Here is a 10,935-nt window from a genome sequence, read left to right as displayed (position 1 = left end):
TCTAGTTGCAAACGTATGTTCGTATATTATGATAAAATAATAGCCCAAAGATGGGCTTTATTGCAAGTACTTGTTATTTATTCATCATCTTTCAAAGCTTCCCAAACTTTTCTAAGTCGTCTAAGTCGTTCCTCATCCGTTTTAGGCAGCTCTTTGTACCAGACCTCTAACTCCGGGTCATTAGCAAATGCCAGGAATTCCTCTTCTTCTTTATCAACAGGATTCTGATTATTATCTACCCCAAGTAAATAGTCAGTACTCACTTGAAAAAAGTTAGCAAATTTTTTTAATGTATCATAATCAGGCTGCCGAAAATTTCTTTCATAATTAGATACATTCTGATTAGGGATTTTTAAGCGTGAGGCGAGCTCTTTTTGGCTAATACCTCTTTGTTCTCTTAAGTTTCTTAATTTTGATCCGAGACTCATTATTCCTCACTCCTTTATACATATTGTATATGATTCCCCGATATGAAGAAATAATATATACAAAAAGTATAATTTACTGTTGACTTATACGAAATGAAGAATTATTATTGAGATACAAGTTCTTCGATTCGTATAAAGCGAGGTGAAATTGTGAAAATTCATTCCAATATTGAACACATTAGAAAGTCGAAGAGAATAACCCAAGTTGAGCTTGCGAAAAGATTAGGTATACCGTTTCAAACGTATAATAATTATGAAAAAGGCAAACGTACACCTTCTCCTGAAACAATTTTCAAAATCTCAAAAGAATTAAAAGTACCGATTGAAAAATTTTTTGAAGAGAAAATATACGATTCGAAGAATATTTCTTAAAGTGATTATAATTCTTATCTTTCTCACATCTCTACACCAAAATGTGAGAACTGAAAGGAGGTGAAATAAGGTGCCTAAGCAGTTTTATAACGCAGCAGAAGTTAAACAAATGAATAGGTGTAAAACCATTCGCACTGCTCATTACCGCATTACAGCCATGAACAAAGAATTGAAGAAAATACTTGATGTTTAAAATGCAGGTAAAAAGAATTATTGGATAGGAGTTGAAAGAATTGAATATGAAAAATCCGATAAAAGGGCTTCGGGACCGAATGGGTATTAACCAGGAGGAATTAGCAACGGAAATTGGTGTGGATCGCAGTTATATTTCTCAAATGGAGACTGGAAAAACTCCGATCACTAAAAATGTTGCAGAAGATTTGTTATATACCTTTGATGATCCAGCCTTGTCAATGCAGCTGCTTCATCAGTTCTCTGATGGAGTAACTCCGGTGGTTTTAGGAGGAAAAGGTCTTAGATCAGATTTGTTAGCTTTGGAACAATTGGTTGTCAGAGAAGCACTTGAATTGATTCAGAATCTTAGTGACACATGCTTTCTAAAACCTCCTGAATATATAACGAACGATGATCGGGACAAAGCCAAAATTACATTGGAAGAGTTATCAGATGTAGAGGTGGCAGTTGCAAATTTAAAAATGAAAATAGCCACTGACTATAATTTGTCATTGAAAAAGGTGACAAAAGGAAGGGGCTTAACATGGAAAGTACGTGGATGGATAAGTTAAAGACCCGTTGCAGCAACAACGAGTCTCAGAAGGTCGAACAATTCAAAAATAACTTACTTCCAGTTTATAAGATTTCTCAGCAAAAATCAAGAAGGGGAGGGGTCTTATAACATGGATATCATTTTCACTGGAATGTTGGCAGGATTTCTAGTCGTTGGAGCTTATAGCATCATCACTTTATGGATAAGAGATTGCTGGACTACTAAAAAAGAGGTGCTAAACGATGAGACAACCCCCTATTGATCGTGAAGTCTTAGAACAACGTATGGCTATACCTGTGTTATTAGCAGAGCTTTCTTATAAGAATACTGAGAAATCTGTCGAGCTAATGCGTGAGTGGGGAGAGAAGAAGCTTCCTATTACCCCTATGTATGACAAAATCGTCACTGAAATTGTTAAATGCCATAACAAAAATAATACAGAGGCTCATGCCTGAGTGGAGGAATAACATTGGGAATTTTTAAATCTTTCATGAAACTCTCTGATTCATATGAAACCGGAAAGGCAATTGGATCTGGCCGGTATGTTCAGCATAAAGCTAAAGGTAAGTTGCAGTCTGCTGGAATTAAATCAGCTAAAAGCATGTTTAAAAAATTCTAAGGCGGTGTTTATTTTGAAAACCATTATCGAAAGCAAACAATTAGCTAAGAAAGCCATGGGTGATCTTTCAATTTTGACTCCATACGAAAAGGATAAGCTCCTTCAAAATATTATTTTCACTGCACATGTAAAGGGTTCTGTTTCGGTTGGTGCTATTGAAAAGGCAATTGACGAAGCCGTAGGAACTTCACAAGCTGAAAGCCCAGTTTTGTATGCAGTAGGGTCTAGGTAGTTCGAATGATTTATCACGTTGATTTCGCTGTCAAGGATGGCTCTAACATAAGGACCATCCAGACAGCGTTAATTTACGCTATGAACGTCTCTGAGTGCAAAGAACAGGCGATTGAGATCAAGAGTAAAATATCCTCTTCAAATGAATTGGTAATGTTTATAGAAGAGCCTATATAGCTTTGAAAGGGTGATTAAAATGAGTAAATATCGTCAGGTCCAGGTCAGCTTTTGGCAAGATGCATTTGTCCTTGAGCTTACACCAGAAGAGAAATACTTTTACATCTACCTGATGACCAATAGTAAAGCCAATCAGATTGGCATTTATGAGCTGCATAAAAAGATTATGGAGATTGAAACCGGTTATAACCGTGAAACAATCGAAAAACTTCTTCAACGATTTATTGAGTATGGAAAAGTGGATTACAGCAAATCTACAAAAGAGTTATTTTTAAAAAATTGGGCGAAATACAACTGGAACAATAGCCCTCTCGTCGTGAAAAGGGTCGAGGAAGAGCTTGAAAAGGTCAAGGAAATTCCATTTGTAATTGAATATGCTAGAACCGTTGAGGCTCTAAAGTCCGATACGGTATCTATACAGTATCCTAACAGTATAGAAGGTCTATACAAACAAGAGATAAGAGATAAAGAGAAAGATAAAGAGAAAGATAAAGAGAAAGATAAAGAGAAAGAGAAAAAGAAAAAAACTTCTCTTCACAATTTTTCAAGTTTTGACCTTTCCATGGCTAAATTACTTTATCAAAAAATATTAGAGCATAATCCTAATGCTAAACAACCTGATTTACAAAAATGGGCTAATGCTTGCAGATTAATGCGTGAAAAAGACAATCGCCCTGAAAAACACATCCAGCGAATGATTGAATGGACGCAAGCCAATAGCTTTTGGCATACCAACATCCTTTCCATGGATAAGTTGAGGACTAAATACGATCAGCTGGAAACACAAGCAAGGGCAGATAAGAAAAATACAAGCTCGTTCATTTTCACACCCGCAGCTGTTTCGGAAGCAGAATTGTCACTGGAGGATTAGCGATGAACGTTGAACGAAGCGCTTTAGGAACTCTGATTAAGCATAATTATTTTTTGAAAGAAACTGAACTTCGCCCCGATCATTTTGAAGATCCAACCTGCAGCATGATTTTTAAGCACATAAGAAGTGCTTTCGACAAATATGGTGAGACTGACATTATCATGCTGATTGAAGAAATGAGCAGTAAAGATCCTCACACCCTAGAAGTGTATGAGGCATCAGTAGCTGTCGCAAATGAAGAACTCTTCGAAAAATACGAGTTAATCATTATTGAAAAGTGGAAAAAGCGTGAGTTTAAGAGATTGACTTTACAAGCCCACGAAGAAAATTGGGAGATAGAGAAACTTAGAACTAGGCTTGATCAGTTAGATCAGAAAAAGGTCAACGATCACCACAGTGTTAGTGAAATACTGGCAAGCATGTATGAAGATCCCTTTACCGAAAGGGAAGTGGATCAGGGTGCTCCTTCAGGGATTAAGAAATTAGACCTTATGACAAACGGCTTTCAAAACAGCGAATTTACAATTATCGCTGCACGGCCATCCATGGGGAAAACGGATGTACTTAATAAAATCGCTCTTACTGCCGGGTATCAAGGCAAATACCTCCCCTGTATCTTCTCACTAGAAATGTCAGCTAAAGCACTGGTGAAGAGAATGATTGCGTCTGAAGGTCATTACAACCGGAACAAGCTAAGGGACCCATACAATCTTCTAAATGATTCTCAGAAAACATTGTGGTCTACAACAATCGGGAGAATTGATTCAAGTAAAATTCAACTATTTGATGATGCCACACAAACTTTATCTGATATTCGAAGAAAGCTCAGAAAGCAGGTACATGCTTTTCCAGAGAAAAAACCTCTTGTCTTAGTGGACTACTTAACTTTAATCACGCCTGAATCAAATGGGTTCAGTAAACATGATGAAGTGGGGGCTATTTCAAAAGGGCTTAAGAAAATCGCAAAAGAATTTGATTGTCCGGTCATTGCTCTTGCTCAACTGACCAGGAGTGTTGAGTCGAGAATGGATAAACGCCCTATGAAAAGTGATTTAAGGGAGTCAGGCAGCCTTGAGGAAGATGCAGATGTAATCATTTTTTTGTATAGGGATTCTTACTACACGAAAGATGATAAAGACTTCTCCTTTGAGTTTATCTTGGACAAACAGCGAAACGGTCAAACTGGAACAATCAAAGCCTTTTACTACAAAAATAAAGGAGTGATAACAGATGCGGACATTTCAGTCAGTACTCAGTGAAGCCATTATGTATGATCAACAGAACATTACGTACATGATCGTGGCCCTACGTAAACAAAACTTGATTAGCATGAATGACCAGTACAATCCTGAAATTTTTCAGGAGGTAGATGAAAAAATATACGCTGCTGAAAAAGAACGCGCACTTTTCACTCGTAAATCTGTTAAACCATATGCGTGCAAAATCACAGAAAACAAGTTCGTTTTTGTGCTAGCTCATAACAAACAAGATGCTACATATGCAGCACAGGATTATTCAGGAAAGAAAGTTACAAAAATATTCTTGTATGACTTGGATTATGGTTTAACCAAAGGAGAAACTTTTACATCTTTTCGGGAGCTTAAGAAGTATCATGATCATTTTCCAGTAGTGGTAGGTGATTATGAACCAAGAATGTATCAATCAGCATTGTCAAATAAAAAAATAGCTAACTAATTGGAGGAATGGAATATGAAAAACATTATCGATCTTAATACATTTGCTGAAGGCGCCTTGGCAGAACGATTTAATCGCGAAATGCAAAGAGCAATGGAAAATATCGCTGATCCTAACACCAAGCCGGAATTAAAGCGAAAGGTGACTATGACTGTCACTTTAGAAGGTGACGAGAAAAGGGAAGTTATCTCAACCGACATCCAGGTCAAGACAATTCTAGCACCGGCTAGAAATGTTATTGGAACGCTGATTCTGGACCGTACCGAGAACGGAAAAGTAACAGGAGCAGAACTTAAGTCAGGAATCAAAGGTCAAACCTACATAAATGATGATGGGGACCTGGCTGACGATCGTGGCGAAGTCATTGACTTTAAAAATAAAAAATCTAAATCAAACTAATAAAACCTTGGGGGAATGTTGAAATGATTAAAGAAGCGATGCAGTATATTTTATCAATCGGTGGAACGGAAATAAAAAAAGAAAATGGTCAGACTTTTTCAACTCAAAAACTTTATCAGGTTGCTGCACCTACAGTAAAGGCAATTGGACTTAATACTCTTAAAGGGGTGGTTGATTACCTTAAGTCAGAATTTGATGGTAAAGAGGATATTATTCTTCACGTGATCAGTCCTACAGAGGTCGAGGTTCTTTCAGGGCTCAATACTGATAAAGAGCGAAATGTTTTTATACGTTCACAGGCATTGACTCCACATATTGCATTCGACAGATTTCATAATGCTGAAGAATTTAATATCTTAATACAATCCTGCTTTGTCAAAAATGAGGATAGCGAAATTGTACTGCAGGTTGTAGGAAATATTAAAGAAGAAAACGTGGGTACCACTGGTGATGATGGAATTTCTCAGACAGTCTCAGCAAAAATAGGGGTTGCCACTGTCTCTACAGTTAAAGTTTCTAACCCTGTTCAGTTGGCGCCACGTAGAACATTCGTTGATGTGCTTCAACCAGAGAGTGATTTTGTTTTCAGAATGCAACAGGGTCCAAGATGTGCGCTATTTGAAGCAGATGGAGGACGTTGGAAGCTTGAAGCAATGAATAACATTCGCTTCTATTTTGAAGAACATCTTGATGAAGAAATAACTGCAGGAAGAATTACGGTTATATCATAACCTGGTTTCTAAACAAAAATTGAATATTATTAGGTATTTAGAAATACTACAAAATTTAATAATCCAACAACAATAATAAAAACGGATACAAGAATTGATATGAAGATAAAAAATAATTTTAACATGGCTATACCACACCTCCAATAGTCATTATTTCCAAATGTCTAAATAAAAAACTGATTAAAAAAATTTTAAAAGAAGTTATTAGGGCAGTATTGATGAGTTGCATTCAGGAAACAGAAAATAGGTAAAGGAAGGAATAAGGTTACTCAAATAATGAAAAATGATCCCAATAGGGAAGAGGCACAGCTATGTGCCTCTTCATTTTCTAAGATGAAGGCAGAAATTTATTACCGTAATCGTAAAGGACATTATTCCATACTCCTTAGATTGAATTATGAGCTGTATCTAAACCACGTTATGGATCGGATTAGACCAGAAATATGGACTGGAGAGATTATGGTGCTTTGTGTAAAGGAGGAAGCAGAATGACTGACTTTATTTTAAAAGTGATCCAGGAAGCCGAGAGACTTGCAAAGGACGCCCATAAGTATCCTGATCTTCACAGAATAATTGAGAATCCAAGCAAAAGGTAGGAGGGTGAAGATGATACTAAGAAAAGCAGTTACTCTTTCAAATGAATCGATGGCCCAATCATTCAGACAGGATCTACTGGCTGCCGGTATTACCGAAAACAAGCAGGGAAAGCGAGTTCAGGACATGGATTATTATGAGCTGCGGAACCTAAAAGCAATTACTGCTTTAACAAAATAAGAAAGTTGTAAAAATAAAAATAAGAGGCTCGAAAAACAAGCCTCTTATCCCTTCAGTAAGAGAACATTTGTTCCCCTTTTGAAACTATAACATACTGAAAGGGGAAAAGAAATGAGAATTGAGAAAAATACTATTTATAATTTGGATTGTTTGGAGGGAATGAAGTTAATTCCCGAGAAATCAGTGGATCTCATTCTATGTGATTTACCTTATGGTACCACTAGATGTTCTTGGGATGAGATCATCCCATTCGAACTATTATGGGAACAATACAAACGGATCATTAAAGAAAACGGAGCAATTGTTTTGACTGCCAGTCAGCCCTTTACAACTAAATTAATCGCATCAAATTTTAAGTGGTTTAGGTATGAATGGATATGGAAGAAAGGAGAACATGTAACTGGTTTTCCAAATGCAAATAGAATGCCTATGAAGAACCATGAAAATATTTGTGTGTTTTATAAAAAGTTACCTACCTACAATCCACAAGGGATAATGAAAATTAAACCCAAAGCGGTTAAAAGAGATCCAGCTATGAAAGTTTTAGGAGAGAAGAATGAAACATTAAAGAAGCCTTATTTAGTTAAGTATAAAAATTATCCGAAATCAATAGTAAATATACCGAGAGAAAGTAAAACTTTTCATCCAACTCAGAAACCAATCGATCTGTTTGAGTATATTATCCGGACATATACCAGAGAAGGCGAAACTGTGTTAGATAATTGTATGGGTGGATTTACTACTGCCATTGCTTGTGATAACACAAACCGTAATTGGATAGGATTCGAAATCCAAGAAGAGTACTGTATAAAGGGTTCTAAAAGAATCAACGAGAATAGAAGTAAATTGGGTTTGATTAATATTAATATAGTAAAAGTTTAAGTACTTTGGGTAAATTGGGGGGCTTTACTTGAAAAGGATTAAGAAATTAAATCATAATGGAACAGGCTGCATTAGTCTTGATATAATAGATTATAACAACTGTGCCATCATTATCACTGATGGAAAAGCCTCATACATAGAGGTCTATGATCATGAAACGATTTCAATTAAAAATTACAAGGGAAAAATCACCGGATTTGAATTTCAATATAAAGAAAATCTAACTTAATAGTCCTGGCCAGAACACTGGAGGACACAAACTAAGAGATACTCTCTTAATTTGTGTTCTTTTTTATATTTTAAAGGGGGAGTAATGATGTCAATTCAATTTATATTACCTGAAATTGATCGTGCAAATACCCGGAAAGCAGTAGAGGAAGCTTTGGAAAAATACAGAATAGCTTCCCTTTCAATTCAAGTTGATCTCTTGCCTCAAGTCACACAAAAATTCAGTTTAATTCCTGCCTCTTATACTGGGTTAAATCATTCTTCCACTGAAAATACGGCACTGAAAAATATTGAATCAGAATATCAGGAGGTCCAACGGAATCGTTATATGGATTTTATTATGCGTTCTGTTAATCGTCTAAGTATGGCGGAGAGACAAATCATAATAAAACGTTATATCCAAGATGAAGAGATGTATGATTATGAAGTGTATAATGATCTTGGAATGAGCGAAAGTAAATATTATCGGCTTAAATCAAGAGCGTTTTATAAGCTGGCCTTTGCTATGAAAATAGAAGTTTATGGACCTACAGAGCAGGTGGTGTCCTCATGAATTTCGTACAGCCAATAAGAGACCTTGAGAAGATCGAAGACATTAAAAGGTTCTTAAAGCAGAGAAGCGAAAGGAATTACATGCTATTTGTTGTAGGAATTAATACGGGTTTAAGAATATCAGACATCCTTCAATTAAAAGCTGGAGATGTAAGAGAGATGCACATTATTCTTAAAGAAAAGAAAACAAAGAAAAGAAAGTGGATCCGGATCACACCCTCATTAAGGCGTGAGCTGAATCCTTATATTGAAGATATGAAGGATCATGAGTATCTTTTTACAAGTCGCCAGGGGGATAGTAAGCCTATTGGTAGGAACATGGCTTATAAAATCTTAAGGGAAGCTGCACAGCATCATAAGCTAAGAGACATTGGAACACATACTTTAAGAAAGACATTTGGTTATCACTTCTACTTACAGAATAAGAACGTGGCAATGCTTATGGACATCTTTAACCACTCTGAAGAGTCTATTACCCTAAGATACATAGGAGTGAATCAGGACGTCTTGGACAAGGCTATGAGCACATTTAAAATATAAATCATACTCATTCAAAAGGAATGGGTATTTTTTTATGCTCAAATTATAAAAAGGATTTTCTTATACACTGAATAAACTTAAGTTATAGGTATAACATGAACATAAAAAAGTGAGTGTGTAACTCATATTAAGAAGTAGAGCAAAGCTAAGGGAGAGAAGGGGTTGAAAGATTCAATAAGTTAAACAGTATATTAGATATGTGTAACTGAAGGAAAGTATAGTAAGCTAAATAAGAGAAACGATTCATTTATATTTACTTCAGGAGGATAATATGAAAATTAATCTAACGTTCTTAATAGGTTGTTCATTTATTATGTTAGCTACCTTGAGAGCAACAGACCTAGTAGATTACCATGGTTCATTTGTAAGTAGTATTGCCCTAGCAGGTTTATTTTTTTTAATTGCAGATTTAATTTCTGAGAGGATTAAATTTGAAGATGAAATATTAAACGAATATAAAAAAATGGAGAATCATATCAAGAAGGTACTTTTTTTAATGAAGGGAAGAATACGTAATGAAAAAAGGTTGGAGATTGAAAGTAATTTAGATACTATCCAAAAAAAAATTGATTCAACTAATGAATATAGACTTTTAAAGTTTTTAATCTTTTCCCTTTATATGCTTGCAGTTATGTCTATAGTCGTATTTCCACAGTTAACCTTAGTGAAAAGTATAAATTCTGAAGGTTATGGACTTATAGGTGACTTTACAGTATTGCTAGGACTTGGCATTACTCTAATTTTAGCCCATATCAGAGATGAAATATCAAACGGTCTTGAAGGTGTGCATAAGAGATTTGAAGGGATTAAAGCTTATCTTACAGAACTTATTGTAGAGGAACTTACACATCACTACACCTCAAACCTGAACGATATTTATGAAGATGACCGTAGTCTTAATGCGGATCGTGATGAAAAAATGAAAGAAAAATGACAGAATAAAAAATGACCAATTGGAAATGACCATGTTATATTGATAGCATGAGATCGATTGAAAAAGAAACGGGAGGCGCTCACTTTGTGTGGGTGCCTTTTTAATTATTATAGTGACAATCTTTTCCATTGAGGTTATTATAAAATAAAGAATGGAGGTGATATTTGAAATGATGACCAGCTTTTTTTTAACAGGACCAAATGATACATTGGAAAGAAAAATTGAGGAAATCAAAAGGGAACATGAGAGAATAAATCCAGATTATAGAGCGATTGTCAAAGTTGTCAGTTCTACAACTGAAGGTTGCGCTTCCGGGACAACAATGCATTATTATAATTTAGATTTAGTACATTTAGATGATCTTAATGATGAAGATGTTGATGAATAATAGATATAGAGGTTAAAGCCATATCCAAAAAGATGTGGCTTTTTATGTTGTTTTTAAAAACAAAGCAGGTGATTTACCTTGAACTTCTACAAGACTACCAAGTGGATTCGCAAACGATCCATCATTTTAAAGCGTGATAAGTATGAGTGTAGAGAATGCAAACGATATGGAAAGGTTAGAGAAGCTAAAGTAGTTCACCATATCTATCCATTAGAAATCTTTCTTGAGCTTGCTTTGATAAACATTAACTTACTCAGTCTTTGCAGCACTTGTCACGAATCAATGCACATCAGGAAGTCACACGAGCTCACTAGAAAAGGAATCGAGTGGACGAATAGAATTGGTCCCCCCCACTCTCTAAAAGCCGAAAAATAAAACACAGGGACC

At 35.6% G+C, this 10,935-nt stretch carries 19 protein-coding genes; 18 read left to right on the top strand and 1 reads right to left on the bottom strand.

Features of this window, described 5'->3' with window-relative positions; all coding sequences use genetic code 11:
• Positions 1-77: 77 nt before the first annotated feature.
• Entirely contained in the window at positions 78-428 is a 351-nt protein-coding gene (locus C4B60_RS00720) for a helix-turn-helix domain-containing protein (RefSeq protein ID WP_104055717.1), read from the bottom strand.
• 150 nt (positions 429-578) lie between these two features.
• On the opposite strand from C4B60_RS00720, the gene C4B60_RS00715 reads away from it, so the two are divergent.
• From C4B60_RS00715 to C4B60_RS00635, 18 genes are all read left to right on the top strand, one after another.
• Positions 579-800, top strand: coding sequence for a helix-turn-helix domain-containing protein (locus tag C4B60_RS00715; RefSeq protein ID WP_167578544.1), 222 nt, complete (start codon positions 579-581; stop codon positions 798-800).
• Between the two features lie 70 nt (positions 801-870).
• Positions 871-993 (top strand): hypothetical protein, encoded by a 123-nt coding sequence (locus C4B60_RS21810; protein ID WP_280632251.1) that lies wholly within the window; start codon positions 871-873, stop codon positions 991-993.
• 46 nt (positions 994-1,039) lie between these two features.
• The gene (locus tag C4B60_RS00710; RefSeq protein ID WP_167578543.1) at positions 1,040-1,546 is read left to right on the top strand and encodes a helix-turn-helix transcriptional regulator; all 507 of its coding nucleotides are present in this window, start codon (positions 1,040-1,042) and stop codon (positions 1,544-1,546) included.
• Between the two features lie 223 nt (positions 1,547-1,769).
• On the top strand, positions 1,770-1,982 hold the full coding sequence (locus C4B60_RS00705) for a hypothetical protein (protein ID WP_104055713.1): 213 nt from the start codon (positions 1,770-1,772) through the stop codon (positions 1,980-1,982).
• A 54-nt stretch (positions 1,983-2,036) separates the two neighbouring features.
• Complete coding sequence (locus C4B60_RS21230) at positions 2,037-2,378, top strand: hypothetical protein (protein WP_135122083.1); 342 nt, start codon at positions 2,037-2,039, stop codon at positions 2,376-2,378.
• Positions 2,379-2,573: 195 nt separating this feature from the next.
• The gene (locus C4B60_RS21315; protein ID WP_104055709.1) at positions 2,574-3,425 is read left to right on the top strand and encodes a hypothetical protein; all 852 of its coding nucleotides are present in this window, start codon (positions 2,574-2,576) and stop codon (positions 3,423-3,425) included.
• A gap of 2 nt (positions 3,426-3,427) precedes the next feature.
• Positions 3,428-4,684: a replicative DNA helicase gene (locus C4B60_RS00690; protein ID WP_104055707.1), complete on the top strand. Its 1,257-nt coding sequence runs from the start codon at positions 3,428-3,430 to the stop codon at positions 4,682-4,684.
• On the top strand, positions 4,656-5,120 hold the full coding sequence (locus C4B60_RS00685; RefSeq protein ID WP_104055706.1) for a hypothetical protein: 465 nt from the start codon (positions 4,656-4,658) through the stop codon (positions 5,118-5,120). Before C4B60_RS00690 ends, C4B60_RS00685 begins: the two co-directional genes overlap by 29 nt.
• A gap of 15 nt (positions 5,121-5,135) precedes the next feature.
• Positions 5,136-5,519 carry a replication terminator protein gene (locus C4B60_RS00680; protein WP_167578542.1) on the top strand — a complete coding sequence of 128 codons (384 nt, stop codon included), beginning with the start codon at positions 5,136-5,138 and terminating at the stop codon, positions 5,517-5,519.
• 23 nt (positions 5,520-5,542) lie between these two features.
• Positions 5,543-6,250 carry a hypothetical protein gene (locus tag C4B60_RS00675; protein WP_104055704.1) on the top strand — a complete coding sequence of 236 codons (708 nt, stop codon included), beginning with the start codon at positions 5,543-5,545 and terminating at the stop codon, positions 6,248-6,250.
• Between the two features lie 606 nt (positions 6,251-6,856).
• On the top strand, positions 6,857-7,024 hold the full coding sequence (locus tag C4B60_RS21310) for a hypothetical protein (RefSeq protein ID WP_167578541.1): 168 nt from the start codon (positions 6,857-6,859) through the stop codon (positions 7,022-7,024).
• Between the two features lie 111 nt (positions 7,025-7,135).
• On the top strand, positions 7,136-7,906 hold the full coding sequence (locus C4B60_RS00665; RefSeq protein WP_104055700.1) for a DNA-methyltransferase: 771 nt from the start codon (positions 7,136-7,138) through the stop codon (positions 7,904-7,906).
• Positions 7,907-7,934: 28 nt separating this feature from the next.
• A complete protein-coding gene (locus C4B60_RS00660) occupies positions 7,935-8,135 on the top strand; it encodes a hypothetical protein (protein WP_104055698.1) in 201 nt (66 codons plus the stop codon).
• Between the two features lie 87 nt (positions 8,136-8,222).
• Positions 8,223-8,687: an ArpU family phage packaging/lysis transcriptional regulator gene (locus tag C4B60_RS00655; protein ID WP_342365022.1), complete on the top strand. Its 465-nt coding sequence runs from the start codon at positions 8,223-8,225 to the stop codon at positions 8,685-8,687.
• The gene (locus tag C4B60_RS00650) at positions 8,684-9,226 is read left to right on the top strand and encodes a tyrosine-type recombinase/integrase (protein ID WP_104055694.1); all 543 of its coding nucleotides are present in this window, start codon (positions 8,684-8,686) and stop codon (positions 9,224-9,226) included. The genes C4B60_RS00655 and C4B60_RS00650 overlap by 4 nt, the downstream gene beginning before the upstream one ends.
• Positions 9,227-9,497: 271 nt before the next feature.
• Positions 9,498-10,160 (top strand): hypothetical protein, encoded by a 663-nt coding sequence (locus C4B60_RS00645; protein ID WP_104055692.1) that lies wholly within the window; start codon positions 9,498-9,500, stop codon positions 10,158-10,160.
• Between the two features lie 169 nt (positions 10,161-10,329).
• On the top strand, positions 10,330-10,548 hold the full coding sequence (locus tag C4B60_RS00640; protein ID WP_104055690.1) for a hypothetical protein: 219 nt from the start codon (positions 10,330-10,332) through the stop codon (positions 10,546-10,548).
• Positions 10,549-10,626: 78 nt separating this feature from the next.
• Entirely contained in the window at positions 10,627-10,923 is a 297-nt protein-coding gene (locus tag C4B60_RS00635) for an HNH endonuclease (protein ID WP_104055688.1), read from the top strand.
• Positions 10,924-10,935 lie beyond the last annotated feature (12 nt).

It is taken from the genome of Jeotgalibacillus proteolyticus (genome assembly GCF_002926065.1).
GTDB lineage: Bacteria > Bacillota > Bacilli > Bacillales > Jeotgalibacillaceae > Jeotgalibacillus > Jeotgalibacillus proteolyticus.
Note: the sequence above shows the minus strand (reverse complement) of the source record. Positions and strands in the feature narration are given on the sequence as shown.